Origin of the sequence: Streptacidiphilus sp. MAP12-33 (genome assembly GCF_041261265.1) — a bacterium.
GTDB lineage: Bacteria > Actinomycetota > Actinomycetes > Streptomycetales > Streptomycetaceae > Streptacidiphilus.
The window spans coordinates 37131-62012 of sequence record NZ_JBGCCA010000031.1; the positions used below are offsets into that span (position 1 = coordinate 37131).

Genomic DNA, 24882 nt, shown 5'->3' on the forward strand with positions numbered 1-24882 from the left:
GACGCCGAGGGCGTCGACCAGGGTCATCGCCGAGGGCGTGAACCACGCCAGCAGGTAGCTCTGCTGGGCGGCGAGCGGAGCTCCGTCCGCCCCCCCTCCAGCCGAGCCTCCCCTACCCGCGCCGACGGGAACCAAATGCTTCCCCGACGGGTCTTCGAGGTCGGACGTCGAGGGGAGCAGGGGTGGGCGCGCGGATCGGGGCACGCGGAGCGGTCGTGGGCGTGGTGGCACTCGCCCTGGCGCTCGCGAGCGGATGGTGGCTGCACTACCGGATGACCTACAAGACCTTCGCGTGGTGGTCGGCGCCGCAGAAGCTGTACTACTGCGGCCGGGACTACGACCCGTCCGGCACGGTCGCTGCACTGCCGAAGGGCGACGGCCGGCTCACCGAGGTGTACCGCTTCGGGTTCGGCTCCTGGCCGGTCTACAAGCAGACATGGACGCCGCAGGCTGCCGGGCCTCACTGCTCGCCCTCCGGGTCGGGGACGGCGGTCGTGCTCTACCTTGTCCGCGGGACCCACGCGGTCGACCAGTACAACCTCTCCGGTGGCCCGTGACCGACCGGCCGACGACGGCCCGGAAGAGGCTGGGAAGAGAAGAGGGCCCCTCAGCCGCGCCGTGTGCGCGGGTGAGGGGCCCGGTGGTGCGGGTCGTTACTTCTTGCCCTGGGTCTGGGGGGCCCTATTTTCGACCCTGGTCAGCGGGCTGAGCACCTCAGCTGACCTCCTATTGGGCAGTCGTTGTACGTCGTCATTGGTCGTCCTAGGGCGACCCCGGAGGGCCCAGAGAGGGCCCAGCGGTGGACCCCTGACCGATGAAGAGGAGCAGCCCGCGCCCGGCTTGCGGTCGACCCCGGACGGATACTCCCGGTCAGCCGGTCGTCCGCTTCATCTCGTCCGCCGCCCCTCCGGATCTTTGCTCCGCGCCACCTTTGCGGAGGTGCTCCAGAGCCTCTCCGACCGCGAGCGACTGATCTTTGTCCGCCTCCCAGCGGGCCATCACCTCGGCGGCGGCAAGGGCTTGTTCCGCGGGCAGTCCCTTCGCGCGAAGCGCATCCGCGACCTCAAGCATCTCGGGCCCCCACCGCCAAGCACGAGCCGCAATCTTGGGGATGTAGTCGACCTCGGACAGGTAGCTGCCACCTCGCCCTGCCGCGATGTCCAGCAGCTCATCCCCTACGCCGTGGGCTTCTGCGAGTCCGTACGCCACCGCAGCAAGCGCCCGGCTCGCCTTCTGGTAGGCGCTGTAGGACAGCTTGAGAGCCGACGCTTGGCCGTAGTGGTCTGCCGAGAGCGCCTTGACGTGGACGCCCGTGCCCGCGAACAGGCCCTCAATGATCCGAACCGCTCGCATTGGGCCAGCAAGGTAGAGCCGCGCGGTCTTGGAGCCTCTGGGCGGCGAGCCCACCACCGCGCCATCAATGACCGCCTTGGCCGTGCCGTTCAAGCCCAAGCGCGCGGCGATCCGCGTCACGCGAACGGGCGAGATCGCGTTGCACTCCACGAAGATCCCTGCGAATCGGAGACTCGCCACGGCTTCGGCCACATCCTCGGCGTGGGCCGGCGGGCAGATGCTCAGAACTACGCCGGAGCGCTCCACTAGCTCGCCCAGCGTCCGCACCTCCGTAAGACCTGCGGCGCGCGCCCTGGCCCTGCTGGCTTCGCTCCGCCCTGCGCTGCACCAAAGCACGGTCGCGCCAGCATCCGCCGCCTGCGCGGCGATGGCCGCGCCCATGCTGCCCGGGTGGAGCACCCCGACCACTGGCTTTAGAGCGCCGGTCATGGCAACCACTCGTCCAACAGCGGCACCGATCGCATGGCCTCTGACGAAACGGCATCGTGGATCAGCTCTGCGCTCGCCTGTGGGCTGGCCTGCTCCGTGTCGATGACGAGGGCCCACCCCGGTTCTCTGTGGTGCTCAAGGAGGTCAAGGCGAGTCTCATCCCACACCTCCAACCGCGCAGGCACGTCCTGATCCCCCCGACGCTCGCACCGACTCGCCGTCGCCGTTCGCGAGCACCACAGCAAGACCCTGACCCATCCGGCGGGATACTTCTCGACCGCCACGGCTCCGGCAATCTGTCCCATGTGCAGGATCGGGACGGTGCCGGCGTCGAACATCTCCGTCAGCCCTGCCCGATCGATCCCGTATCGGGCGCCATAACGCTCGTTGCTGTAGAGCAGCCCGCCGCTGGCGTCCAGCTCCGCCAGATGGTCGGCAGTGGTGAGCCGGTATCCCGTCGTTCTGCCCGGTCCCGCCTTGAGCCGCTGGAAGAGTCGATAGGCGCTGCTGAGCGAGGACAGTTCGGCGGTAACTGTGTCCTTCCCAGCCCCCGGAGGGCCGTAGAGAATGACGCCCTTGGGCTTCACAGTCCGCCTCCGCTCAACATGTCGCGTGCCTGGTCGGCAGCAGCGATGGCTGCCCCCAAGCGGTTGTCAACGATGAAGTGGGGCCCCTGCGGGCGTAGTTCGAGATTGAGTGACGCGAGGTACTCGTCCCACGCTTCCATCTTCCACACGTCGCGTGCAGCGCCTCGGAATTCGATGTACTCGCGCATCGAGTCGGGATCGCACTCGACCCAGATGCTGGCCACTGCCACGCGCTTGGACTTGCAGCGGTTGTAGAAACGCTGCATCCAGTCCGACTGGGAAAATTCAAGGATGAACGGGGCGTCCAGGATGGTGGAGATTCCGCAGTCAAGATTGTCCCACGCCGCCTCCATGAGGCACCGATATTCGAGCGGGCGCACTTTTTCCCTGTATAGATCGGAGCTGCGGTCGTTTGCCTCTCCACCGAGCGCCACCAATAGCTGGTCAACGAGAGGGCGAGTGAGCGAATCCTTGTCCAGGATCGGCCAACCGGTAAGACCACCGAGGAACTTCGCATACTCCGACTTGCCGCTACCCGCGAAGCCCCCCACCAGTAGGACCGTGGGGCCGCTAGTCACGTCTCCGCTCGTACGCCTCTGCCAAGCATCAATAACCCGCTCACGTAGGGCCGACCCATCGACCCCATCTGATCCCTCTTGGATGCTGCCAAGCGCCTCGCGGATGATCTGCGACTGATCGGGAAGCACATCCGCCGTACGCATGGTCTGCACTGGGGCACCCTCTCCGGGGAGCGCGCGGCGGAAACCAAGCTCAGACTCACTCAGACGGTAAAGCAGGCTGTAAGCGCGTCGATAGTGCGGGCCGGGGAAAGATGTTCCCTTTTCGTGCGCCCATATCGTTTGGAAATTGGCGGCAACGTTCAGACTGTGCCGCTCACCAATCTCGCGAAGCAGTTCCCCGGATTCCTCCAGGGTCAGCCCGTGCTTTTCGCGCGCCTTGCGCAACGTCTCCGGTGTCCAATCTGGATGCTGCCGCGACATTTCCCCTCCTAGGAAACAGCTCGCTGCGGCGAGTGTAGCCACTCGCCGCAGCGCTGAAAAGTCGTGATAAAGCTCGTGATACTAGACGTGTAAAAGCGGGCCCCGAAACCTGGATAAGGGACCGTGATACCGACTTTGCCGAATCGGGTGTGAAGTGGAGCACAGCCGAAGGAGGGCAGACAGATGCAGGAGTCAGGGCACAAGACAGAGGGGTGGCGACGACATGTCGTTGTCGTCGCCACCCCTCTGCCCCCAAGCGGATCACCGGCCTTCAAGCTCCGCGACCCGCGCCCGGAGATCCTGCACCTCGGTGCGCAGGGCAGCCACTTCCCCCCGCAGTTGGTCGAGATCGGCCGGCGGCAGGGACTTGGCCGCAATGGCTGCGGCATCGGGAACCAGGAACGCCGCCTTCCCCTGATGGCTCTTCACGAGGCCAGCTTCACGAAGCTGAGCCACAGCAGAGCGAATCACGGTCACTGAGACGTCGTAGCGCTGCTCAAGCTGCGACAGCGAGGGAATTCGACCGGCGGCATCGAACTCGCCGGCCGCGATCCTCGCCCGAAGGTCTTCGGACACCTGCTGATAGGCGGGCTTTCCGGACCAATCGACCATCAAGGCTCCACATCTCGAATGCTTCTCTGCCCCATAGTGCCCCATCCGAGACGCGGAGGAACACACTCCGATTCTCGCTCGGCTAGGGGACTTGCCAACTCTGTCTCTCTGCCCCACAGTAACTGTGAGACAGAGAGACAGAGTCTCGCCCGGAGGCCCCGTGAGACGGGCTGAAGGAAGCACTTGTTCCTTGAGAACTCAACAGTGGATGAGATTCTGGGGCGTCCCGCCTCCCCAACGCCGAGCCCATAGAGAGGGCTGCCGGCCAAGGCGGGCCGCGCGGCATCAAGGCCGCGCACGTAACCGGCCGCAGGACCCGCGAGGGTCTTGCCTCCGGTTCTACAGGTGCCGCCTTGCGCGGCGCCTCTCTTGCTTCGGACGACGGCGACTGGTCTCCCGCCAAGGTTCACAGCCGCCCGCGTCCGCTTTCATCGCCCTGAGCGCAGGGCGGCTGGTCTCCCGCCAAGGTTCACAGCCGCCCCGCTCGGGCCTTCTACCGCTTCAAGGAGAGAAGACCCGTGAAGACCATGGTTGCAGGCCACGAGGCCACCTCCGCGGAGGACTTCGTGGCGCTCGCGCTCGGCATCGACCGCGAGCTGTTCACCGGCACTCCCGACGAGACGCCGATGGACCGCGAGGCGCGCATGGACGTCGCCTCCGCGATCCTCGCCGAGCTCTACGAGAACGACCGGGCCGCGTGGCGCTACGCCCGCGAGCTGCTGCGCACCGCGCCGGTCCCCCTGCGGCGCCGCCCGGCGCCCCGCCCCCGCACCCGTGCCCGCGTCGTTCGATCGGCGGTGGCGTGATGCCCAAGCGCCGCACGCACCTGCGCCTCGCGACGGTGGCCACCCCGGCCGCGCCGCAGCGTGGGACCTACATCACCTTGAGCGTCCCCGAGGACACGCGCCTGTCCGGCGCGGTGTGCCGCGAGGTCGCCCCTGACGTGTTCTTCCCCGAGCCCGACGACACCGAGGGCGCGGCGGAGGCCAAGCGGCTGTGCGCCGCCTGCGCGATCCGGCCGCTGTGCCTGGCGGGCGCGATCGAGCGCGACGAGCGCTACGGCATCTTCGGCGGGCTGAACACCGCCGAGCGCGACGCCCTGTCCGGCCGCCCCGGCTGCGGGACGCGCAGCGGCTACCGCCGTCACCTCATGGGCGGCGAGCCCGCCTGCGCCGCGTGCCGCGCGGCCAACACCGCCGCGAGCGCGGCCGACCGGGCCCAGCGCAACGCCAAGCGGCAGCCCTCGCCCGGCTGCGGCACCCGCACCGGCTACCAGCAGCACCGCGCCGCGGGCGAGCGCGTCTGCGCCGCCTGCCTGGTGGCGAACACCGAGTACGTCTGGGCCCAGACCGGGGCCCGGCGCGAGGACCGTACCCGCACCCAGGCCGCCCACCGTGAGGCCGCCCGGCAGCGCCGCGCGACCGAAACCGCACAGCAGGAGATGGGCCGGTGCTGCGGCACCCGCCACGGCTACCGCCTGCACCGCCTCGCGGGTGAGCCCGCCTGCGATGCCTGCCTGGAGGCGAACACCGCCTACAGCCGCGCCTACCGCAAGGCCCACCGCACCACCCCCGCCGCCGCGATCGGCGCCGACCGGATCGGAGAGGCCGCATGAGGAACCGTCAGCCCTTCTACGGGCCGCAGCAGCAGACCTCCGGCGGGGACCGGCCGGTGGCCCAGCTCGCCGCCTGGGGCGCCGCCGCCGGGATGGTCTGGGAGTTCCACCACTACGGCATCCCGGCTCTCGCCGGCGCCGCGGGCGCGTACCTGGTGGTCCTGATCGTGCTCAAGGCGTGGCTCGGGGGTGCTCGATGAGCCGCGCCCGCGCCGCCGGTTGGGGTCTGGCCGTGCCCGGCCTGCTGGCCCTGGCGATGTCTGCCACGACGTCGTACGCCTACCTCGGGCAGCGTCTCGGGATCACGTGGACCGTGGAGCGTGGGTTCCTGGCGGTCACCGGGGAGTCCGCGATCCTGGCCCTGTCGGTCTACGCGTGGGCCACCCGCACGCGGGGACCGGCCCGCCTCGCGCTGGGCGCGGTGCTGATTCAGGCGCTCCCTGCCTACGCGCTGTCCGGCGGTACGGGCGGTACGGTCCGGGTGATCCTCGGGCCGGTGCTGCTGGCCGTGGTGCTCCACCTGCTGCTCGGGCTGGAGGTCCGGGCCCGTGGCGAGCACGCGGCCGGCCTGCTCGGGCAGGCGCTGCGCGAGGCGCGCGAGCGCCTGACTGCCTGGCTGGGCATCGGCCGCCGCGGGAGCGACTCCGCGGCGATTGCCCGCAGCCGCGCCGCTGACCGCGCGGTGGCCCTCGCCGATGCCCTTGCGGGCGCCAACGAGGGCGGCTGGAAGGCCCGGAGGCTGTCCGCTCGGCTGGCCGCGGCGATCGACGCTGCCCAACACGGGCTGCCCGCGGATGAGGCGGCAGCCGCCGAACAGCACGTCGTGGCCCGCGTGGTGCGCCGCCGCTCGGTCAAGGGCTTGGCCCGTATCGAGCAGCAGCACACCTGGTCCCTCGCCGCCGCACCCCGCGTGGCGCCGGAGGAGCCCGAGCTGCCGGTGTACGTCACGCCCGACCCCGCGCCTCTCCTCCCCACGCAGCCGTCTGTAGCGGCACCAGCCACCCGGCCGCGCCGTGCGACGGGGAAGGTCCCGAACGCGGCGCGCACCAACCCGCCGAAGCGCACGGACGCGGAGGTGCTGGACGAGGCCCGCGCGCTGACCGCGGACTGGCCGGACGAGAAGCTGACCGCGGCCGGCATCCGCAAGGCGGTGCACGTCGCCCAGGACCGGGCGCGCGAGCTGCGCGAGCAGCTCAAGGCGGAACGCGCCGCCCGCCCCTCTCTCCATTCCGTTCCGGCCCCCGACGAGACGGACGGCATCACGGACGAGGGCGCGGCCTGACCGCCGTCCCACTCCGCACAGCAGGGCTTCCCTTTCCTGCTCTGCCTTCCAAGGAGGCATCTGCCATGTCGTGGCACACGAACTCCCACCGCGACAACAGCCGCCCGGTCGTCCAGCACACCAGCGACGTGTCCGGCGACATCACCACCGTCGTGATCAGCGACAGCACCGGCCCGGTCGTCGCCGGAAGCGGCTCCGTCACCATCACCTGCGCCTCCGGCACCACCCTGCAGTTCAGCGGCGACGGCTTCACCTTCAGCGCCGGCGACGGCACGTCGAAGCGGGCCCAGTGAGGTTCTACGACCCCACCGGCCAACGCTTCGGTATCCCCACCTACCCGTTCCGCCTCGCCCCGGACGGCTACGCCACGCGCCGCCAACTGCGCGCGGACGGGCTTCGTCCCGGAGGCCAAGAGGTCGCCGCACAGATCCTGTGGCGCTCGCGCAAGACCCGGGGCGGAGTGCGGGTCGCCTACCTGTACCGGCGCGACCTCGCCAAGCCCGTCCGGCCGATGACTCCGGGCAAGACCGCCGCCCTCGCCGCGGCGATGCTCGCCCGCCGGACCTGCCCCGTGTGCCGGCACGACGTCGGCTACGTGGTGCAGAGGTCCGTTGGGGCGTGCGTCCCGTGCCAGGACACCGCCGCGCTCGCGGCCTGAGGACCAGCGCAACCACCGCTGCCATCGCTTGAGTTGGAGAACCGACCTTGACCGGCAAGAACAACAGCAAGTCCGAGCCCGTGATGCGATTCCAGGGCCTGATGGGCGCCATCGTGACCGTGGGCGTCACCGACACGGGCGAGTACGGCGTCTGGTACTGGCACTGCAACGGCTGCATCGACTCCCACGACGACACCAACATGGACCGCCTCCGCGACAGCGCGAACGAGCACGCCGCCACCTGCCGCGCTCTGCCGCCCGAGCACGCCGCCGCGTAGCGCCCGCACCGGTCCCCTTGCACAGACCGCTACCAGCCGGGGCGCGTGACGCCTGCCAGCAGAGACGCGCCCCGGCCGCCCTTCACCCATCGCTATGAGGAAGGTCCCTCAGTGAACCACGACCCGCTCAACGAGCCCGTGGAGCCCGACGACCTGCCGGTGTACCTGCCGACCGACACCAGCGGCGGCGAGGTGCTGCCGTTCCCCGACCGCTTCCCCAGGCCCCCGACCGACACCCCCACCACCGGGCCGACCGACACCCCGCCCCTCGCCCCGACCACGGCCCCGACCGCGCCGGCGGATGAGGACGACGAGGACGACGAGGAGTCGGCGCCCAAGCCCACCGTTCCGGCCGACCCGCCGAACCTTGCCCCGCCGGGGATAACCGAGGTCAACCGGCGACCGATCGTGCCGGAGTGGATGCAGAACAAGCCCGACTTCCTCTCCGCGACCGGCCGGGCGCTTGGGCACTTCGGGTACGCGTTCGCGTTCCACGCGATCCGCTGCCCGTACTACACCCTCCGACTGCTCACCACCGCCCCGCGCGGGACGGTCCGGTTCATCTCTGCGACCAACCGTTGGGTGTGGGACAGCGAGGCGGCCCCGCTACGCGCCCACGCCGTCCTGACGGAGGACGCGGGCCAGTACATGACTCTCGTCCGCTCGCGTGACCGCAAGGTCCGACTCAGGGTCGCCCTCATGCTCGTGGCGTCCGTGTTCGGGACCGTGTTCGCCCTCACGACCTACGTCATGGCGCCGGCCGCCCTGTGGGCCCTGGCGAGCTCCGCGCTGATGGTGCTGGGGTGGCGCGGCCGACCCGAGGACAAGCCCATCATCGGCCCCGCGGTCATCAAGTCGGAGTTGGAGAAGCTCACCACCTCCATCGTGCTGCGGGCGCTGGGTGCGATCGGGAACGACCGGATCAACCGGGCGCTGCTCAAGGGCGGCGAGGGCGTCAAGTTCACCTCGGAGATCACCCGCGACGGGCCCGGCTACCGCGCGGACATCGACCTGCCCTACGGCGTGACGCCCGAGGACATCATGGAGAAGCGCAAGGCCCTGGCCTCGGGGCTTCGGCGCAAGCTCGGGTGCGTGTGGCCGGGCCCCAACCCGGACTCCCACGAGGGCGCGTTGATCCTGTGGGTGGGCGACAAGCCCATGAACGAGACGAAGAAGCCCGCGTGGCCGCTGCTCAAGGCCGGTGTGGTGGACCTGTTCAAGCCGGTCGTGTTCGGCAACGACCAGCGCATGCGCGAGGTCTGCGTGTCGCTGATGTTCGCCGCCGTGTGCGTCGGCTCCATCCCGCGCATGGGCAAGACGTTCCTGATGCGGCTTCTGCTGCTGATCTGCGCACTGGACCCGCGGGCGCAGATCTACGCGTTCGACTTCAAGGGCACCGGCGACTTCTCCCCGCTGGAGCCGGTCTGCCACGCCTACCGCGCCGGCGACGACGAGGACGACATCGCCTACGTCGTGGCCTGCCTCAAGGAACTGCGCGAGGAGATGCGGCGCCGCACCAAGGTGATCCGCTCCCTGCCCAAGAGCGTGTGCCCGGAGTCCAAGGTCACCCCGGAACTCGCCAACCGCAAGGAACTGGGGCTGCACCCGATCGGGGTGGCGCTGGACGAGTGCCAGATCGCGTTCGAGCACCCCACCTACGGCGCGGAGATTGAGGCCATCTGCACCGACCTGACCAAGCGCGGGCCGGCGCTGGGCATCATCCCGATGTTCGGCACGCAGCGCCCCGACGCCAAGTCGCTGCCCACCGGCATCAGCTCGAACCTGGTGCTCAAGTTCTGCCTCAAGGTCCTCGGTCAGCCCGCCAACGACATGGTGCTGGGCACGTCGATGTACAAGGCGGGCATCCGCGCCACCATGTTCTCCCGCTCCGACAAGGGCATCGCGTGGATGGCCGGCGAGGGCGACGACCCGCAGATCGTCTGCTCCGCCTATGTGGACGCCCTTGCCGCCGAGCAGGTCGTGATCCGCGCCCACAAGATGCGCGAGCAGTACGGCAACATCACCGGCTACGCCGCCGGTGTGGAGCCGGAGACGCTCGTGGCGCCGACGTACGACCTGCTCTCCGACGTCCTCGCCGTTGTGCCGGTGGACGAGGAGAAGGTGTGGAACGAGAAGGTTGCCGGCCGCCTCGCCGAGCTGCGCCCGGAGGTCTACGGCGGCTGGAAGGGCGAGACGGTCACCACGAACCTCAAGCCGCACGGCGTGCCGGTGCAGGACGTCTGGGGCACCCCGACCGGTGGCGGCAAGGGCACCACCCGCCGCGGCATCGCCCGAGCCGACGTCCTCAAGGCACACACGGAGCGTGACCGCAGCGCGTAGCGGACACCGCTCGCACCGGTGCTAGACCTAGCGGCCCGCGCTGCTAGGTCTAGCACCCCTACTAGCACTTCATTTGGGCTCTGGCCAGGGACCTCGTAGCTAGCAGCCCACCTGCGAAAACACCCCGAACCCCGGTTTCGAGCCCCTGGGAGACCCCCGTGCTCACCGCTATAGCCTGCCTACTCATCGTTACGCTCGGTTACGGCATCGTGTGTGCGGCGCAGCCGTTCGGGCGCTGCCGCCGGTGCCGCGGCTTCGGCTTCCACTTCAAGACCGACCGCCGCGGCCGGATGCGCCGCGGCAAGGACTGTCGCCGCTGCAAGGCCACCGGCTACCGCATCCGCACCGGCCGCCACCTGTACAACCTCGCCCTGCGCCTCTACCGCGAGGGCACCCGATGACCGTCCGGGCCGCCCGCGCCGCAACGCTCGCCCTCACCGCCGCGCTGGCCGGCGCGTGCGCCGCGCCAGAAGCCGACGTCTCCGGGACCGTCATCGACCGCTACCCGTGGCACAACCCCGCCACCCACAGCGAAGAACTGCGGCTCACGATCCGCCTCGCCGACGGCAGCACCATGTCGTTCCGGGTCTACGACCCCACCTACGGCAAGTGCTTCCGCGGCTCCCACTACCCCGCCTGCAAGAACCGCTGAGCGACAGGAGAGCCATCGTGTTCGTCACCATCTCGCTCGTCGTCCTGTTCGGCGCCGCCGCCCTGTTCATGATCCGCAACCGGGCGCTGGCGATCAGCGGCGGGCTCGTCGCCGCCCTCTTCGGCTTCTACCTCGCCCGCACCGGCGCCGCCCCGACCATCGGCCACGCCGTGACCGCGGTCATCCACTACCTCAACAACGTCGCCCACTAGCCCCGGAAGGAACCCCCGCCGTGGACATCAGCCCGAACGCGCCGGACCTCCGGCCCGCCCCGCTCGTCCTCCCGGCCGCGCCGATGGAGCCCACCCGCTACTCGCCGGTGCTCCCCGCCGACCTCATCGACCGCACCCCGGTCCTCGCCCACCAGCTCGCCATGTTGATGGCTGCCCAGCAGTACGCCGCCGCCCCCGCCCCGCCGCCCGCACCGCCGGTCGAGACGCGGGTGTCGGGGCGGGCCAAGGGCGCCGCCCTCGTCGCGGTGGCCGGCGGGACCGGCGTCGGCGCCGCGGCAACCGGCGTCGGCTACGCCGCCGGACTGATCGCATCCGCAGGGAGTGGACTCATGACCGCAGCCATCGCGCTGGCCATCGCCACCGGCTCCATCTTCGCCCTGACCCTGCTGCTCCGCGGCACCCTCGCCCCCCGCGGCGGCAGGGACAGCGGCACCACCTACGTCACGCAGAACGTCACCGCGACCGGCCTGTTCGGCCGCGCCCACGGCACCGTCAACAACTACCGCTGAACAGGGGGAAGGCCGCATGAGCTGGGCGAGCAAGGACAACCCCGGCATCTACGTGTTCGCGCCGTCCCCCGAGAGCTACCCGTGGTCGATGCGTGCGCCCTCCCCGACGCCGAGGGCGCACTACGTGTGCCGCTGCGGCCAAACCAACGCCGCCGTGGGCGAGGACGCCGTCAAGGCGCTGATCAGTGAGTACCTCACCCACATGAAGGCGACGCACCCGGACCTGCCCGAGGTCCCCGGCGGGCAGGCCAAGCGCGCCGCCTGATTCACATCTGCATCAACTCCAGTACACAGCAGCCAAATTGAAGATCCGTGCTGCGCGCCGAAGCCCAGAAAGGCCCCTTTGAGGGCCTGAGAGGACTCTGCGGGATGGAATCCACCTTCGACCTGATGAACGTCGCTCTGGCGGTCGCACAACGCGGTCGCCCGGTCCTTCCGCTCGCCGTGGGCAAGCTTCCCTTCGGAAACTGCGGCGCCTGCCAGAAGAGCCGCTGCGGGGACCGTCCGAACATGCTCAAGCCCGGCCCGTGTCGGTGTCCGCGCCCATGCCATGGGTGGGCCGCGGCCACCACCGACCCGCGCGTCATCACCTCGCCCCACTGGGCTGCGGCCTGGCGGCGCGCGGAGGCCCTGGCCTACCACCCCGGGGGCGCCGGGCTGACCGTGCTGGACCTCGACAACGCCGACGCGGTCGCGTGGGCCAGGGAGCATCTACCGGCCACGCTGACCGTGGCCACGACCCGCGGCGAGCACTGGCTCTACCGCGGGGCGATGCGCTCCCGCAACAGCGTGCGGCCCGGCATAGACATCAAGTCCACGATGGCCTACGCCCGCTGGCTCGGTCCCGGCATCGGTGCCATAGCGGCGCTCCCCGACGCGGTGCGTGCGTTGGCCGCGAAGGAGCCCGCCCCGGTCCGGCCGGCGGCTCAGGTCAACGTCGTGCCCCCGGGCGCCGCTGGCAGGCAGTGCCGTCACCGCACGCCCGCCTATCTTGACCGTGGCATCGACATGGCGGAGCAGCGCATCACCGAGGCCCGCGAAGCGATCCACAACACCGTGTACCGGACGTTCCTCGCCGTGTTGTCGGCCCACGGCCGGTGCGGCTGCCTCACCGACGCCCACGTCGCGCGCCTATTCACCGCCGCGCAGGCCAAGGGCGAATCGCCGCGGCATTGCACCGACGCATGGGCCAACGCCCGCAGCAAGTTGGGACTGTAGCCATGTCCGACGACGACAAGACCCCGGCCCGCGAGATCATCGCCGACTACGCGCGGCAGCACTTCCGGTACTTCCGCACCGCCGACGGGACCGTGTACGCGCAACAGAACGGCCACCCCGTGGCCCGCCCGATCCGCTCGCAGGGCACCTCGGGCAGCCACCGGCAGGAGCTCATGGTGGGCCTGTTCAACGACGGGCACGGGGTGTTCAACGGCACCGCGCTCAAGGAAGCGCTGGACCTCATTGAGGCCCTCGCGCTGATCCAAGACGTCCAACCCGTGCACATCCGTGTCGCGCCGGGATTCGACGGTGCAACGTGGCTGGACCTGGGCCGCAACGACGGGCAGTCCATCCGGATCCACCCCACCGGCTGGGACACCCTCACCCCCAACCCGCAGGAGGTGTGCTGGCGACGTACCCAGCTCACCGGCGAACTCCCCCTACCCGCCCGGGACACGAACGGCAAGGGCATCGACCTCCTCCTGGGCCTGTGCAACTTCGCCAGTGCGGAGACCGAGACCCTCGCCCTCGCCTGGCTGATCGGCTGCCTCGGACCGTCCGTGCCGGTCCCCGCACCCTTCCTCACCGGCCCCCAAGGCGCGGGCAAGTCCACCGGGGGACGGATGCTCGTCAGGGTCATCGAAGGCATGAGCGGCGACCTGCGCCGGGCACCGAAGGACGAAGAGAACCTGATCGCGGCCGTGGCTGCCGGGTGGGTCACCGCCCTGGACAACCTCTCCCACCTGGCCCCCGACCTGTCTGACCTGATGTGCTGCATCGTCACCGGCGCCGAAACCATCAAACGCGCCCTCTACACCGACGGGGATGTCGTCCGCGCCCGCTACCGCCGGCCCCTGCTGCTGACCGGCATCGACGTCGGCGTGATCCGCCCCGACCTCGCCGAACGCCTCCTCCCGCTACGTCTGGAACGCCCCCGCACCCGGCGCACCGAAGCCGAGCTGTGGACGGAGTTCGAAGAGGCCCTACCCGTCATCCTCGGGTCTCTCCTCGACCTCACGGTCAAGGTCCGCGCAGCCGAGGCCGACATCCCCACCGATCTGCGCATGGCCGACTTCGCCCACCTGTGCGCACAACTCGACGTCGCCACCGGCCTCACCTCGCTGGGCGCTTACCGGACCAGCCTGGACGACCTCAACGACGACGTCATCGAAGGCGACCTCCTCGCACAGACCGTCCTCCAGCACGCCGCCGGCCTCGACGCGGGAGCAGAGGAACGCAAGACGTCCGCCGAGTGGCTCCAGGTGCTGACCCACCTCTACACCGGCGACGGCTTCCGCCCCCTGCCCAAGGGCTGGCCCACCACGGGCAAGGTCCTCTCCGACCGCCTCAAGCGGCTCCAGCCCACCCTCACCGCCCGCGGCGTCCTGATCGACTGGGGCCGCAACAAAGCAGCCCGCTACATCGAGATGGCCCGCCCACCGGCACCGCCGCCGAACGCGCAGGAACAGGCGTTCTGACCTGCAACTGAACGCCCCGAAAGGCAAGAGGAGCACCACCGCGCCCCGGGGTGCTCCTCTTGCTATTCGGCGCAGCGCGCCGCCCGTGGTCGCGCCGCGAAGCGGCTCCTTCTTCTCGTTCTGACGCGCACCACACCACAACGACAACCCCATCTCTTGTCCTAAGAGAAGAGATCCTGCGTCACCCGCGTCACCCGAGGTCGAAAAGGGCGCCTGAGCTGCCACTACAGCGGTGACGCAGCCGCCGACGGCTGCGTCATCCTGCGTCACCTGCGTCACCACCGGGTGACGCAGACCCGTGCCGGTGACGCACCCCCGAAACCTCTGCGTCACCCAAAGCCGCAGGCCAGAAGCACGGATGACGCGGATGACGCGGTGACGCAGAACGCGGCACCTCGGACAGACATGGCGTCGAGAACCCAGAAACCGAGGACTCAATGAGCCGAATACGTTCCGCTCAATCCGACCAGGACACCGCGCTCCACAGCGTCCTGCCCGATAGGTACCTCACGACCGACGACATCGCCGAAATCTTCGACGTACCCATCGAAACGGTCTACCAGTGGCGCAGAAAACGCACGGGTCCCCCCGGCTTCCGCATCGGCAAGCACGTGCGTTACGACCCCGCTGAAGTGAGGGCCTACGTCGCTCAGCTCAAGAACGTCGACCGCGCCGCGGCTTGACGCAGCCTCTCGCACCACCAGGGGTGGCCGTCGGACGGCCACCCCTTCTCAACACTGAGAAGGGACTCCGCCTCCATTGGCAGGGAGCATCCAAGACCGTTGGTACAAGACCATCACCGACGCCGAGGGGAAGACGGTTCGCCTCAAGACCGACCGCTACGGGAAGGGCATGCGCTACCGGGCCCGCTACTTCACGCCCGATGGAGAGCGAAAGACCAAGTCCTTCCCTGACGGGCAGAAACGCCTCGCCGAGCAGTGGCTGAGCAACGTCACTGCGGATGTTGCTCGTGGCGACTTCATCGACCCCAACGCATCCCGCGTGACGTTCCAGGCGTTCGCTGAGAAATGGCTCGAAACCCAAAGCGGCGACCCGAACACCAGGGCATCCATGGTGTCGCAACTCACACTGCATGCCTTTCCTCGCATCGGCCCGCGTCCGCTTGGGTCGTTCCAGCCAAGTCACATTCGCGAGTTTGTGACGCAACTCGAAGCGTCCGGCATGTCCGGCTCGTACGCCCGCGTCATCTTCTCCAACGTTCGCGCTGTGCTCTCAGCGGCCGTGGAGGATGGGTGCCTTCGGCGGAATCCCTGCAACTCGCGGACGGTCACCCTGCCGGCCATGGGCATGCGGCGAGTCGTGCCATGGGAGCCTGACCGCGTCTTCACGGTGCGTGCCGCCATGGTCGAACGCTTCCGGCCCATGGTCGACGTGGGTGCCGGATGCGGCCTGCGGCAAGGCGAGATTCTTGGCCTTTCCGTCGATGACATCGACTTCGACAGCGGCACCTTGCACGTCGTACAACAGCTGAAGCTGAGCCTGAGCAAGCCCGTGTTCGCGCCCCCGAAGGGAGGAAAGCTCCGCGACGTACCGTTGCCCGACCCCGTGGCGGAGTCGCTGCGCGCGCACATCGAGCGGTTCCCGCCCGTAGAGATCAAGCTCCCGTGGATGCGGGCGAACGGCCAGCCGGTGACCCGTCGGCTCATCTTTACAGGCCCCAACGGCGGGCACGTCTGGCGGACGTCGTTGAACGAAGACCATTGGAAGCCCGCACTCGCGCAGGCGGGCGTCATCCCGAAGGCCAAGAGTCGCGAGCACGCTGCCGCCCGCGAGCACGGCATGCACGCGCTGCGGCACTTCTATGCCTCGGTGCTGCTGGACGCGGGGGAGAGCATCAAGGCCCTCGCCGAGTACCTCGGCCACTCCGACCCGGGGCTGACGCTGAAGGTGTACGCACACCTCATGCCGAGCAGCCGGGACCGCGCCCGCAAGGCCCTCGAACGCGTCCTCCAGCCCCAGGGGTCGGAGGACTGAGGGCCCAGAGTGGTCCCCGATCACAAAAAAGCCTCCCACCCGCGCCATTCGCGCAGGTGGGAGGCATGATCATGTTTTCTACTTCTTCTTGCCCTGGTTCTTGACCGCCTCGATCGCGGCGGCGGCGGCCTCCGGGTCGAGGTAGCGGCCGCCCTTGGTGAGGGGCTTGAAGTCGGCGTCGAGCTCGTAGACGAGCGGGATGCCGGTGGGGATGTTGAGCCCGGCGATGGCCTCGTCGGAGATGTCGTCGAGGTGCTTGACCAGCGCGCGCAGCGAGTTGCCGTGGGCGGTGACCAGGACCGTGCGGCCGGCGGCCAGATCCGGGACGATCGCGTCGTACCAGTACGGCAGCATGCGGTCGACGACGTCCTTGAGGCACTCGGTCTGCGGGCGGATGTCGCCCGGCAGCTCGGCGTAGCGGAGGTCGTGGGCCTGCGAGTACTCGGCGTCGTCGGCGAGCGCGGGCGGCGGGGTGTCGTAGGACCGGCGCCAGAGCATGAACTGCTCCTCGCCGAACTCGGCGAGGGTCTGCGCCTTGTCCTTGCCCTGGAGCGCGCCGTAGTGGCGCTCGTTCAGGCGCCAGCTGCGGTGGACCGGGATCCAGTGGCGGTCCGCGCGGTCCAGCGCGATCTGTGCGGTGCGGATGGCGCGGCGCAGCAGGGAGGTGTGCAGCACGTCGGGCAGCAGGCCCTCGGCGGCGAGCAGCTCGCCGCCGCGTACGGCCTCCTTCTCGCCCTTGGCGTTCAGGTCGACGTCGACCCAGCCGGTGAACAGGTTCTTCTCGTTCCACTGGCTCTCGCCGTGGCGGAGCAGCACAAGACGGTAGGGAGCATCAGCCATGGCCCCGAGCCTAGTCCAGGTCGTAATCCGCTGGCGCCGCCGTCTCAGCGGCGAGTAATGTCCCCGATGCTGATCTGACACTTACCTGCCGAGGTCGGAGCACCAATGGCCACCCCTGCCCCTGCCCCACTCCCCCGTCTCCGCACCGCCGTCCGGGAATCCGTCGGCGGTCTGCCCCGCACCTTCTGGTGGCTGTGGACCAGCACGCTGGTCAACCGCCTGGGCAGTTTCGTCGTCACCTTCCTCACCCTCTACCTGACCACCACCCGCGGTTTCTCCCCGGCCGTGGCGGGTCTGGTCGTCTCCGCCTTCGGGCTCGGCGGCGTGTTCGGGGCGATCGGCGGCGGTGTGCTGGCCGACCGCCTGGGCCGGCGGCCCACCCTGCTCGCGGCCCAGTCGCTCGCAGCGCTGACCACCGTGCTGCTCGGCTACACCACCCAGCCCGAGCTGATCGCGCTGGTCGCCGCTCTGCTCGGGCTCACCAGCAACGCCGCCCGCCCGGCCATCTCGGCGATCATGGCCGATCTGGTGCCCGGCGCCGACCGGGTCCGCGCCTTCTCGCTGAACTACTGGGCGGTCAACATCGGCTTCGCCGTGTCCGCCTCGGTGGCGGGTGCGCTCTCCGCCCACGGCTACCTGCTCCTCTTCTACGGCGACGCGATCACCACGCTGCTCTGCGCCGTCGTGGTCTTCCTCCGCATCCCCGAGACCCGGCCCGAGCGAGCCGTCCCGCAGGAGACCGCCGCGGAGCCGGGGGTCGGCCTCGGGACGGTCTTCCGCGACGGGCCGTTCATCTCCCTGGTGGGCCTGACCTTCCTGCTGTCGATGGTGATCGGCCTGGGCCAGATCGCCCTGCCCGTCGTGATGGGGCGCCAGGGCTATTCGGCGAGCCAGTTCGGCCTGGTCGTCGCGGTCAACGGCGCGCTGATCGTGCTCGTCCAGATCCCGGCCACCCGGATGATCAAGGGACGCAGCCGCACCGGAGTGCTGGTCGCCGCCTCGCTGCTGTTCGGCCTCGGCATGGCCCTGTGCGGCCTCGCCGGCAGCATGGCCTTCTACGCCCTGACCGTCGGGGTGTGGACACTCGGCGAGATCATCTGGACGCCCGTCAACCAGGCGCTGGTGGCCGAGCTCTCCCCGGTCCACGGGCGCGGACGCTACCAGGGCGTCTTCTCCCTGGCCTGGCAGGTGTCCGCGTTCCTGGCGCCGCTCGCCGCCGGTGCGATGCTCGCCGGATGGGGCGCCGGCTCGGTCTGGACCACCTGCGCGCTCCTCGGCCTGCTCGCCGCGGGCGGCTACGTCGCGCTGACGCGCGGCCGCTCCGGCCGCCACCTCGCGGCGGCCCGCGCCGCCCAGGCGGCGCCCGCCGCCCAGCTCGCTCAGACCGCGCAGGCCGTACAGGCCGTACAGGCCGACCGGGCCGCCCCGCCCGGCGCGTCGGTGACCGGCGCGTCGGTGACCGGCACGTCGGCGACCGGCGCCACGGAGTCCCGCGCGGACAATTCGGATGCCACCGCCCCGGCCTGCTCCTAGAGTGCCGGGCATGGGACACAGCACGAACGCGAACGCGAACGAGATCGTGATCCGCCTCATCGGCGACGAGGACCTGAGCGCCTGGGGCCAGGCCCTCAACGCCGGGTTCATGCGGCCGAAGGGCGACGGCTCACCCGAGTTCTCCCGTCAGCGGTTCGAACTCGGCCGTGCCCTGGGCGCGTTCGACGGCGCCCGGTGCGTGGGCACCTTCCGCAGCTTCGCCAAGGAGCTGACCGTGCCCGGCGGCGCCACGCTCGTCGCCGACGCGGTGACCAACGTGACCGTCTCCGCGACGCATCGCCGCCGCGGCCTGCTCAACCGGATGATGCGCCAGGACCTCGACGCGGCCGTCGCCCGCGGCGAGGCCTTCGCCATGCTGATCGCCGCCGAGTTCGGCATCTACGGCCGCTACGGCTTCGGCCCGGCCACCGCCCAGCGCGGCAGCCTCATCGACAAGCACCGCGCGGGCGGCATCCGCGTCCCGGCCGCGTCCGACGAGGGCAGCATCGAACTGATCACCATGGCCGAGTACGGCAAGATCGGCCCGGAGCTCCACGACCGCTTCCGCCGCACCCGACCCGGCGCGGTCTCCCGCGAGGACTTCGTCTGGCGCAACAAGACCGGCGAGATCGTCGACCCCGGCGACACCTTCAAGGAGCCGCTGGTCGCCCTCTACCGCGACGCGGCGGGTGTCCCCGCGGGCCTGCTGGCCTACCGGATCTCCGACGGCGGGTGGCGCAACTGGGTGCCGCAGCAGACCACGCTCAAGGTCGAGGACTACTTCGCCGTCGACTGGGCGGCGGAGGCCGCGCTGTGGCGCTACGCCCTCCAGGTCGACTGGATCCAGCGCGTCGAGGTCTGGGACCTGGCCCCGGACTCGCCGCTGCCGCTGGCCCTGCACGACCAGCGCGCGTGCGTCGACAACAACGACAGCACCGGGGACTTCCTCTGGGTCCGCATCCTCGACGTGGCGCAGGCCTTCTCCGCCCGCACCTACGACGCGCCGGGGCGCGTCGTGTTCGACGTCTCCGACACCATGGGCTACACCGCCGGCCGCTTCGTCCTCGACGCGGCCGAGGACGGCACCGGCCGCTGTCTCGCGTCGGGTTCGACGGACGACGCGGTCGTCGACTTCGCCCTCGACGTCAGCCAGTTGGCGGCCGTGTACTTCGGCCACAGCACGCTCGGCCGGCTGGCGGAGGCGGGCTTGCTGGAGCCGCGTCGCGAGGGCGGCCTCCGGGCCGCGCAGCGGGTGCTCCGCACCGACCGCGCACCGTGGTGCCCGGACGTGTTCTGAGGCTCCCGCTCCCGCAGGGAGCCGCTCCCGACCCAGCGGCGCGAGGCTCCGCTCCCGCGGGGAGCCGCACCCGACCCAGGGGCGCGAGGCTCCGCCGCGTGGCCGCGACAGGTCCGGGGCACTCAGGGCCATCCGCACCCCGTTGGTTGCTCGCGCCCACGCAGGGGGCACCTCCGGGGCACCTCCCGGCCGAAGGCTGGGGAGGAGCCGCACATCAGCAGAGCCCCGCGCCCTTACGGGGCTTCGCCCCGCAGGAGCTTGAGGGTCACCACGTCCTCGGCGTGGCCGAAGCCCGGGGCGGCGCTGCGGTCCGGGGTCTCCAGGATCAGCGGGACGCCCGCCGTCGCCGGGTGGCGGAACAGCTCGGCGAAGGGCTCCGCCCCGATGCGGCCGTCACCGATGTTCGCGTGACGGTCCTTGCGCGCGCCGACGACGTCCTTGGAGTCGTTGGCGTGGATCAGCTTCAGCCGGCCCGGGCCGAACGACCGCTCCAGCAGGTCCAGCGCCCGGGCCACCCCGCCCGCCACGGCGAGGTCGTGGCCGGCCGCGAAGACGTGGCAGGTGTCGAGGCAGACACCGAGCGCGGGATGGAAGTCCAGCGCGTCCGCGTACTCGGCGAGGTCCTCGATCCGCGAGCAGAGCGACTCGCCCTGCCCCGCCGTCGGCTCCAGCAGCAGCGGGGGCAGACCGTCCGCCTCCACCTGGTCCAGCAGCGGCAGGACGTCCGCCCTGACCTGCCCCATCGCCTCCGCCCTGCGGCCCGCGCCTACCGCCGAGCCGGTGTGGACGACCACGCCGCGCGCCCCGATCGCGCGCCCGCGCACGAGCGAGTGCCGCAAGGACTCCGCAGAGCGTTCGCGGGTCGCGGCCGAGTCGGAGCCAAAGTTGATCAGGTAGGGGGCGTGGACATAGGCGGGCAGGTCCCGCCGCGCGCACTCCTCACGGAAGGCGCGGTCGTGGGCCGGGTTGCCGACGGGCGTGGCCCAGCCACGCGGGTTGGCGACGAAGACCTGGACGGCCTCGGCGCCGATCCGCTCCGCATAGGCGAGCCCGGTGCCCACGAGCCCGCGGGCGGCGACGGGCACGTGGGCCCCGATCGGGTTGCGGCGGCGAAGCGGGTCTTGCTGGTCGTTCACCCGTGCAGCATGCCACGCCCCGTCGGGGCGACCTCCCGCGACCTCTCAGGCCTCCGGCTCGACAGCGACCCGCAGCCCGGCGAGCGCCGCGGTCCCGGCCGGATCGGCACCGGCCTTCGGCGCCGCGATGCCGACCGCGTCCAGCGGGCGCAACGGACCTGCGCCGTCCACGCCGCGCCGGCTCTCGTGCTGGTGCGGTGTGCAGAGGTAGACGGCGCGCAGACCGCCGCCCTCCCGCGCGGGTGCCGCCACCACGCGGTCCATGCGGGCCGGGCCCGCACAGACCGGGCAGTCCTGCGTCCCCCGCCGCGCCTGCCGGCTCGGGTGCGGTTCCCTGGCCGCGACGAGGTGGATCGGGTAGACGAGGAAGACCGGCACGACCAGCAGTCGCCCGGCGACGGACGCGAACAGCACGAGGGTCAGCACACCGGCGAACACGGCCACCGCGAGGCGGTAGGACATCCGCGGCCAGAGCGTCGCGAGACCGTGGAGGCCCATCAGCACCGGAACCTGGACAGCCGCCGTCAGCAGGCCGAGCGCCAGCGCGAACGGCAGGAGCGGCCACAGGCCGAAGGCCAGTGGGAGACCGAAGGTGACCAGCATCCAGACCAAGGCGAATCTGCCCACCTCCCGGCTCACCGGTCGGCCCGCCCTGGTGCCGTCCGGGTCGGCGAACCTGGTGCGTTCACTCGGGCCTCTTCTCGGGGCTCTTCTCGGGACGAAGCTCCTTCGGCGCGCAGTGGCCCGCCTTCGTCCGCCCAGCGCCAGCTGCGGTGCTCCACCACGGCGCACGTGTACACCGCGCGCAGCCGCAGTTCGCCGGAGTCGTCGATGCGAGCGGCCTCGATGACAGCGGCGGACAGGACCCCACCGCACTCGGGACACCACTCAGCCGCACGTGTCCGTTGCGACCATGTCGACAGGGCCGCGATCGCAGCGAAAAGCGCCCCGAGGGGGATGAGCAGCGAGAAAGGACCGACGAAGAAGGTCGCGAGCGCGGTGATCGTCAGCACGAGCAGCAATCCCCCTACCGCAACGAACAGTGCGACACCGATCGTCGCGGCACGCCACAGCAGGCCGTCTCGCTGGCGCACGCAGGCCACGCCCTCGGTCGCGTTCATCGCGTCCCTCCGAGCCGCTCCGGCCAGTGGGCCGTCACTGCTGCGGCGATCAGACCGAGGCCCAGTCCCACGCCGGACAGGCCAAGCGCCAGGCCGAGGAGCAGGGAGAGCGTGAAGCCCTCGCCGAGGCCGCGCCACGGAAGGCGCGCCATGTCGTCGACGGCGGCGGTGGCGGTGGCGGTGGCGGTGGCCGACGGTGGCCACGCATCCCCACTGATCACTCTGCCGCTCACCCTGGTCTCCCCTCCTGCGGCCGCGCCGGAGGGACCGAGCCGGGCTCGGGTCAGTCCTTGGCGCGCCGCCTGCGCTTGGTGCCGCCCTCGGCCCCTGCCTTCGCGGCAGCCGGACGGACGACGGTCGCCTTGCCGATCGACGTGTGGCCGATGGTCGGCAGGACGAATTCCTTGATCATGTCCACCGCGTCGCGAACCAGCGGGCGGAAGACCCGGTAGCGCGACAGGGTGACGAGCTTGGCGACGAACGGGGCGCAGCGCTTGACGAAGGCCCGGCTGCGTTCGGTGTCGTCGGTGCGGTCGAAGACCCAGTACAGGACGACGACCATGAGGTGCAGCCAGAGCAGGTCGGGCAGCAGCTCGTCCAGCTCCGGGTCGATCTTCGGGCCGAGGTCGGAGCCGTCCAGAACCTCACGGAAGAGCTGGACGGCCGTCTCGCGGGCCGGGTGGGACTCGTTGGAGAAGGGGCTCAGCGCGCTGTCCGGATCCGCCGCGGTCCGGAAGAACTGCGCGGCGAACTCGTGGTACGGCGCGGCGCAGTCGATCCACGACTCCAGGGCGATGGTGAGCCGGTCCGAGAAGTCGGTCCGGCCCTCCATCCGGGCGCGGGCGTCGACCAGGTGCTCGTAGGTCATCCGGTCGTAGAACCCCTGGATCAGGAATTCCTTGCCCTGGTAGTAGTAGTAGGCGTTCCCGACCGAGACGCCCGCCTCCGCGGCGATCGCGCGCATCGTGGTCTTCTCGTAGCCCCGCTCCTGGAACAGGCGCATGGCCGTCTCCAGGATCAGCGCGCGGGTTCGCTCGCTCTTCGCCGTCTTCGCGTTCTCCGCGCCTTCCGGATGCTCCGAGCTCTCCGGCTGCTCCGCGTGCGCGGTGGCGGCCGGGGTCTCGGTGGACGGGGCTGGCAGTTCGTCGGTCACGGATCGAGGCTATCCGGACCATGCCCGGCAGTCGGCGCCGCAGGAGGGATCGTCGTCCCCTGGGCCGGTCGCGGCTGCGGCGGCCGCCCCCCGCGCGGTCGCCGCAGCCGTTCCCGTCCCCCCTCCCCCGTCGCGGCGGGTCAGGAGCTTGCGCCCCGTCGCCGCCGCGACCACCGCCGCCCGGGCGAGCGGAAGCCCGGCCGGCGTGCTGAGCCGGTGCGCAATGGTCCGGTGGCCGGCCAGCGCCCACAGGCAGACGATCCAGGCCGCCTGGCCCTCGTAGACCTGGCCCGCGTCGCCGACCACGGTGATCTCGGCCTGCGCCCGCACCTGGTCCAGCTGCGGGAACCTGGCCCTGGCCTCCGCCGAGCCCACGTCGACGAAGTACAGCGGCACGAGCTGCCGCTGCCGCTCCAGCCAGCGGCGCAGGAAGCTGCACAGAGGGCAGTCCGGATCGGACAGCACCGTCAGCCAGTGGACCGGAGCGTCGCCGGCTCCCCGGTCCGTGGCCGGCTGCGACTGCCGCGACCGCCGCACCGGCGGCTGCGCGTGGGACATCGCTCAGACCTGCGGAGCGACGGGCGGCGCGGTGGGCAGGGTCCAGCCGGTCGGCGGGACCGGCGGCCTGGGCTCGTTGCGCGTCCGGGCGCTGACCCGGAAGCGGTTGAGCACGTAGACGTTGAGCAGGTGCATCACACCCAGGACCAGCAGCACCGTGCCGACCTTGTAGGACAGGGCGCGGAACACCCCGGGCACGTCCTGCACGTCGTTGTCGCCGACGCGCAGCCACAGTGCGACGAAACCCAGGTTGACCAGGTAGAAGCCGACCACCAGCAGGTGGTTCACGGCCTCGGCCAGCTTCTCGTTCCCGTGGAAGACGTCCGCCAGGAACACGCGGCCCGCCCGGCTCAGCGTCCGGCCGACCCAGACCGTGAGCGACAGGCTCAACGCCAGGTAGACCACGTAGGTGACGACGGTGGAGTTCATCTCGGCAGCCCTTCGACCTTCGATCAAGCGATTCTTGAACGCGTTCAAATCCTGCGCTCGAGAGGAGCGTAGCAGCTTTTTGAACGCGTTCAAGATGCCGGGCGAGACCGGAACCTCAGATCTGGATCAGATGTGTTGTGGGCCCGGACCGGGCTGGGCACAGTGACCTCGAAAGCCCGAGGCGAAGGGGGAGCAGGAGATGCTGATCGGGTTGTTGATCGTCGTCGCTGTCGTCGCGGTCCTGGTACCGGTGGCCGTGGACCGTGCGCAGAAGAGGCGCCAGGCGGGCGGACACCCGCAACGCCCCGTCCCGTTCCCACCGCGGGACGGGCTGTCCTACCTGCCGGACTCCGACCCGACGCGGATGCCGTGGACCGACCCCGGCCTCCCTGGCGCCACGCAGCACCACGGGGGCCACCACCACGGCGGTCACCAGGGCGTCGACAGTCACCACAGCCAGCACCACGGCCACCACGACAGCGGCTCGTCCTGGTCCGGCTCCTCCGGTTCCTCCGACTTCGGCGGCGGCCACCACCACGGCTGACGGCACACACGACGAGGGGCCGGGCGGCTCA

Annotated in this window: 33 protein-coding genes; 21 read left to right on the forward strand and 12 right to left on the reverse strand. The window is 70.6% G+C overall.

The features are described 5' to 3' along the window. The first annotated feature begins 182 nt into the window (after positions 1–182). Complete coding sequence (locus ABH931_RS27410; protein ID WP_370118651.1) at positions 183–557, forward strand: hypothetical protein; 375 nt, start codon at positions 183–185, stop codon at positions 555–557. Between the two features lie 313 nt (positions 558–870). On the opposite strand, the gene ABH931_RS27415 is transcribed toward ABH931_RS27410, so the two are convergent. The 4 genes from ABH931_RS27415 to ABH931_RS27430 all read right to left on the reverse strand — a co-directional run bounded on the left by ABH931_RS27415 (position 871) and on the right by ABH931_RS27430 (position 3982). Continuing rightward, positions 871–1782, reverse strand: coding sequence for a DUF1932 domain-containing protein (locus ABH931_RS27415; protein WP_370118653.1), 912 nt, complete (start codon positions 1780–1782; stop codon positions 871–873). Further along, positions 1779–2369, reverse strand: coding sequence for a guanylate kinase (locus ABH931_RS27420; protein WP_370118656.1), 591 nt, complete (start codon positions 2367–2369; stop codon positions 1779–1781). The genes ABH931_RS27415 and ABH931_RS27420 overlap by 4 nt, the downstream gene beginning before the upstream one ends. Then, positions 2366–3370, reverse strand: a complete 1005-nt coding sequence (locus ABH931_RS27425; protein WP_370118658.1) for an AAA family ATPase — start codon at positions 3368–3370, stop codon at positions 2366–2368. The genes ABH931_RS27420 and ABH931_RS27425 overlap by 4 nt, the downstream gene beginning before the upstream one ends. A gap of 261 nt (positions 3371–3631) precedes the next feature. Then, a complete protein-coding gene (locus tag ABH931_RS27430) occupies positions 3632–3982 on the reverse strand; it encodes a winged helix-turn-helix domain-containing protein (RefSeq protein ID WP_370118661.1) in 351 nt (116 codons plus the stop codon). Between the two features lie 527 nt (positions 3983–4509). Here ABH931_RS27430 and ABH931_RS27435 point away from each other — a divergent pair. The 17 genes from ABH931_RS27435 (at position 4510) to ABH931_RS27515 (ending at position 16240) form a co-directional block, all read left to right on the forward strand. Then, on the forward strand, positions 4510–4788 hold the full coding sequence (locus ABH931_RS27435; protein ID WP_370118890.1) for a hypothetical protein: 279 nt from the start codon (positions 4510–4512) through the stop codon (positions 4786–4788). Beyond that, on the forward strand, positions 4788–5597 hold the full coding sequence (locus ABH931_RS27440; RefSeq protein ID WP_370118664.1) for a WhiB family transcriptional regulator: 810 nt from the start codon (positions 4788–4790) through the stop codon (positions 5595–5597). The genes ABH931_RS27435 and ABH931_RS27440 overlap by 1 nt, the downstream gene beginning before the upstream one ends. Then, positions 5594–5797 carry a hypothetical protein gene (locus ABH931_RS27445; protein ID WP_370118667.1) on the forward strand — a complete coding sequence of 68 codons (204 nt, stop codon included), beginning with the start codon at positions 5594–5596 and terminating at the stop codon, positions 5795–5797. Before ABH931_RS27440 ends, ABH931_RS27445 begins: the two co-directional genes overlap by 4 nt. Continuing rightward, complete coding sequence (locus ABH931_RS27450; protein WP_370118670.1) at positions 5794–6879, forward strand: hypothetical protein; 1086 nt, start codon at positions 5794–5796, stop codon at positions 6877–6879. The genes ABH931_RS27445 and ABH931_RS27450 overlap by 4 nt, the downstream gene beginning before the upstream one ends. A 65-nt stretch (positions 6880–6944) precedes the next feature. Beyond that, complete coding sequence (locus tag ABH931_RS27455; RefSeq protein ID WP_370118674.1) at positions 6945–7172, forward strand: hypothetical protein; 228 nt, start codon at positions 6945–6947, stop codon at positions 7170–7172. Continuing rightward, positions 7169–7537, forward strand: coding sequence for an RRQRL motif-containing zinc-binding protein (locus ABH931_RS27460; protein ID WP_370118677.1), 369 nt, complete (start codon positions 7169–7171; stop codon positions 7535–7537). Before ABH931_RS27455 ends, ABH931_RS27460 begins: the two co-directional genes overlap by 4 nt. Positions 7538–7584: 47 nt before the next feature. Beyond that, a complete protein-coding gene (locus ABH931_RS27465) occupies positions 7585–7815 on the forward strand; it encodes a hypothetical protein (RefSeq protein WP_370118679.1) in 231 nt (76 codons plus the stop codon). Between the two features lie 111 nt (positions 7816–7926). Next, complete coding sequence (locus tag ABH931_RS27470) at positions 7927–10155, forward strand: cell division protein FtsK (protein WP_370118682.1); 2229 nt, start codon at positions 7927–7929, stop codon at positions 10153–10155. Positions 10156–10313: 158 nt separating this feature from the next. Further along, the gene (locus ABH931_RS27475) at positions 10314–10556 is read left to right on the forward strand and encodes a hypothetical protein (RefSeq protein WP_370118685.1); all 243 of its coding nucleotides are present in this window, start codon (positions 10314–10316) and stop codon (positions 10554–10556) included. Next, on the forward strand, positions 10553–10807 hold the full coding sequence (locus ABH931_RS27480) for a hypothetical protein (RefSeq protein ID WP_370118688.1): 255 nt from the start codon (positions 10553–10555) through the stop codon (positions 10805–10807). Before ABH931_RS27475 ends, ABH931_RS27480 begins: the two co-directional genes overlap by 4 nt. 17 nt (positions 10808–10824) lie before the next feature. Further along, positions 10825–11019, forward strand: coding sequence for a hypothetical protein (locus ABH931_RS27485; RefSeq protein ID WP_370118691.1), 195 nt, complete (start codon positions 10825–10827; stop codon positions 11017–11019). A 20-nt stretch (positions 11020–11039) separates the two neighbouring features. Then, positions 11040–11549, forward strand: a complete 510-nt coding sequence (locus ABH931_RS27490) for a hypothetical protein (RefSeq protein ID WP_370118694.1) — start codon at positions 11040–11042, stop codon at positions 11547–11549. Positions 11550–11565: 16 nt separating this feature from the next. Next, the gene (locus ABH931_RS27495) at positions 11566–11814 is read left to right on the forward strand and encodes a hypothetical protein (protein ID WP_370118696.1); all 249 of its coding nucleotides are present in this window, start codon (positions 11566–11568) and stop codon (positions 11812–11814) included. Positions 11815–11918: 104 nt separating this feature from the next. Further along, positions 11919–12767, forward strand: a complete 849-nt coding sequence (locus ABH931_RS27500; RefSeq protein ID WP_370118699.1) for a bifunctional DNA primase/polymerase — start codon at positions 11919–11921, stop codon at positions 12765–12767. A 2-nt stretch (positions 12768–12769) separates the two neighbouring features. Next, positions 12770–14245 (forward strand): ATP-binding protein, encoded by a 1476-nt coding sequence (locus ABH931_RS27505; protein WP_370118702.1) that lies wholly within the window; start codon positions 12770–12772, stop codon positions 14243–14245. A 437-nt stretch (positions 14246–14682) separates the two neighbouring features. After that, positions 14683–14928, forward strand: coding sequence for a helix-turn-helix domain-containing protein (locus ABH931_RS27510; RefSeq protein ID WP_370118704.1), 246 nt, complete (start codon positions 14683–14685; stop codon positions 14926–14928). A gap of 76 nt (positions 14929–15004) precedes the next feature. Continuing rightward, complete coding sequence (locus ABH931_RS27515; protein WP_370118707.1) at positions 15005–16240, forward strand: tyrosine-type recombinase/integrase; 1236 nt, start codon at positions 15005–15007, stop codon at positions 16238–16240. Between the two features lie 78 nt (positions 16241–16318). Here the strand turns inward: ABH931_RS27515 and ABH931_RS27520 are convergent, their stop codons facing one another. Next, on the reverse strand, positions 16319–17080 hold the full coding sequence (locus tag ABH931_RS27520; RefSeq protein ID WP_370118710.1) for a phosphoglyceromutase: 762 nt from the start codon (positions 17078–17080) through the stop codon (positions 16319–16321). Between the two features lie 105 nt (positions 17081–17185). On the opposite strand from ABH931_RS27520, the gene ABH931_RS27525 reads away from it, so the two are divergent. Together ABH931_RS27525 and ABH931_RS27530 are read left to right on the forward strand one after the other, a co-directional pair. Then, positions 17186–18613, forward strand: a complete 1428-nt coding sequence (locus ABH931_RS27525) for an MDR family MFS transporter (protein ID WP_370118713.1) — start codon at positions 17186–17188, stop codon at positions 18611–18613. Between the two features lie 10 nt (positions 18614–18623). After that, positions 18624–19910 carry a GNAT family N-acetyltransferase gene (locus ABH931_RS27530; protein ID WP_370118716.1) on the forward strand — a complete coding sequence of 429 codons (1287 nt, stop codon included), beginning with the start codon at positions 18624–18626 and terminating at the stop codon, positions 19908–19910. Between the two features lie 233 nt (positions 19911–20143). Here ABH931_RS27530 and ABH931_RS27535 read toward each other — a convergent pair whose 3' ends face one another. From ABH931_RS27535 to ABH931_RS27565, 7 genes are read right to left on the reverse strand one after another with little or no spacing between them, the layout of a single operon-like run. Next, the gene (locus tag ABH931_RS27535) at positions 20144–21046 is read right to left on the reverse strand and encodes a deoxyribonuclease IV (protein ID WP_370118720.1); all 903 of its coding nucleotides are present in this window, start codon (positions 21044–21046) and stop codon (positions 20144–20146) included. 45 nt (positions 21047–21091) lie between these two features. Further along, positions 21092–21673, reverse strand: coding sequence for a hypothetical protein (locus ABH931_RS27540; RefSeq protein WP_370118722.1), 582 nt, complete (start codon positions 21671–21673; stop codon positions 21092–21094). Positions 21674–21681: 8 nt separating this feature from the next. Next, positions 21682–22167 carry a hypothetical protein gene (locus ABH931_RS27545; protein ID WP_370118725.1) on the reverse strand — a complete coding sequence of 162 codons (486 nt, stop codon included), beginning with the start codon at positions 22165–22167 and terminating at the stop codon, positions 21682–21684. Beyond that, complete coding sequence (locus ABH931_RS27550) at positions 22164–22400, reverse strand: hypothetical protein (protein WP_370118727.1); 237 nt, start codon at positions 22398–22400, stop codon at positions 22164–22166. The genes ABH931_RS27545 and ABH931_RS27550 overlap by 4 nt, the downstream gene beginning before the upstream one ends. 50 nt (positions 22401–22450) lie before the next feature. After that, positions 22451–23320: a TetR family transcriptional regulator gene (locus ABH931_RS27555; RefSeq protein WP_370118730.1), complete on the reverse strand. Its 870-nt coding sequence runs from the start codon at positions 23318–23320 to the stop codon at positions 22451–22453. Positions 23321–23329: 9 nt separating this feature from the next. Beyond that, positions 23330–23878: a thiol-disulfide oxidoreductase DCC family protein gene (locus tag ABH931_RS27560; protein WP_370118733.1), complete on the reverse strand. Its 549-nt coding sequence runs from the start codon at positions 23876–23878 to the stop codon at positions 23330–23332. A gap of 3 nt (positions 23879–23881) precedes the next feature. Beyond that, positions 23882–24307, reverse strand: a complete 426-nt coding sequence (locus tag ABH931_RS27565) for a hypothetical protein (protein ID WP_370118736.1) — start codon at positions 24305–24307, stop codon at positions 23882–23884. Positions 24308–24506: 199 nt separating this feature from the next. On the opposite strand from ABH931_RS27565, the gene ABH931_RS27570 reads away from it, so the two are divergent. Next, positions 24507–24851 carry a hypothetical protein gene (locus ABH931_RS27570; protein WP_370118738.1) on the forward strand — a complete coding sequence of 115 codons (345 nt, stop codon included), beginning with the start codon at positions 24507–24509 and terminating at the stop codon, positions 24849–24851. The last annotated feature ends 31 nt before the right edge of the window (positions 24852–24882 follow it).

What these genes read in the sequence shown, in the direction of transcription:
- ABH931_RS27450 (WP_370118670.1), top strand. Translation starts at nt 5,794, where the DNA reads ATGAGCCGCGCCCGCGCCGCCGGTTGGGGTCTGGCCGTGCCCGGCCTG.
- ABH931_RS27570 (WP_370118738.1), top strand. Translation starts at nt 24,507, where the DNA reads ATGCTGATCGGGTTGTTGATCGTCGTCGCTGTCGTCGCGGTCCTGGTA.
- ABH931_RS27480 (WP_370118688.1), top strand. Translation starts at nt 10,553, where the DNA reads ATGACCGTCCGGGCCGCCCGCGCCGCAACGCTCGCCCTCACCGCCGCG.
- ABH931_RS27500 (WP_370118699.1), top strand. Translation starts at nt 11,919, where the DNA reads ATGGAATCCACCTTCGACCTGATGAACGTCGCTCTGGCGGTCGCACAA.
- ABH931_RS27510 (WP_370118704.1), top strand. Translation starts at nt 14,683, where the DNA reads ATGAGCCGAATACGTTCCGCTCAATCCGACCAGGACACCGCGCTCCAC.
- ABH931_RS27440 (WP_370118664.1), top strand. Translation starts at nt 4,788, where the DNA reads ATGCCCAAGCGCCGCACGCACCTGCGCCTCGCGACGGTGGCCACCCCG.
- ABH931_RS27520 (WP_370118710.1), bottom strand. Translation starts at nt 17,080, where the DNA reads ATGGCTGATGCTCCCTACCGTCTTGTGCTGCTCCGCCACGGCGAGAGC.
- ABH931_RS27425 (WP_370118658.1), bottom strand. Translation starts at nt 3,370, where the DNA reads ATGTCGCGGCAGCATCCAGATTGGACACCGGAGACGTTGCGCAAGGCG.
- ABH931_RS27495 (WP_370118696.1), top strand. Translation starts at nt 11,566, where the DNA reads ATGAGCTGGGCGAGCAAGGACAACCCCGGCATCTACGTGTTCGCGCCG.
- ABH931_RS27565 (WP_370118736.1), bottom strand. Translation starts at nt 24,307, where the DNA reads ATGAACTCCACCGTCGTCACCTACGTGGTCTACCTGGCGTTGAGCCTG.
- ABH931_RS27430 (WP_370118661.1), bottom strand. Translation starts at nt 3,982, where the DNA reads ATGGTCGATTGGTCCGGAAAGCCCGCCTATCAGCAGGTGTCCGAAGAC.
- ABH931_RS27560 (WP_370118733.1), bottom strand. Translation starts at nt 23,878, where the DNA reads ATGTCCCACGCGCAGCCGCCGGTGCGGCGGTCGCGGCAGTCGCAGCCG.
- ABH931_RS27445 (WP_370118667.1), top strand. Translation starts at nt 5,594, where the DNA reads ATGAGGAACCGTCAGCCCTTCTACGGGCCGCAGCAGCAGACCTCCGGC.
- ABH931_RS27545 (WP_370118725.1), bottom strand. Translation starts at nt 22,167, where the DNA reads ATGAACGCGACCGAGGGCGTGGCCTGCGTGCGCCAGCGAGACGGCCTG.
- ABH931_RS27435 (WP_370118890.1), top strand. Translation starts at nt 4,510, where the DNA reads ATGGTTGCAGGCCACGAGGCCACCTCCGCGGAGGACTTCGTGGCGCTC.
- ABH931_RS27530 (WP_370118716.1), top strand. Translation starts at nt 18,624, where the DNA reads ATGGGACACAGCACGAACGCGAACGCGAACGAGATCGTGATCCGCCTC.
- ABH931_RS27415 (WP_370118653.1), bottom strand. Translation starts at nt 1,782, where the DNA reads ATGACCGGCGCTCTAAAGCCAGTGGTCGGGGTGCTCCACCCGGGCAGC.
- ABH931_RS27525 (WP_370118713.1), top strand. Translation starts at nt 17,186, where the DNA reads ATGGCCACCCCTGCCCCTGCCCCACTCCCCCGTCTCCGCACCGCCGTC.
- ABH931_RS27505 (WP_370118702.1), top strand. Translation starts at nt 12,770, where the DNA reads ATGTCCGACGACGACAAGACCCCGGCCCGCGAGATCATCGCCGACTAC.
- ABH931_RS27455 (WP_370118674.1), top strand. Translation starts at nt 6,945, where the DNA reads ATGTCGTGGCACACGAACTCCCACCGCGACAACAGCCGCCCGGTCGTC.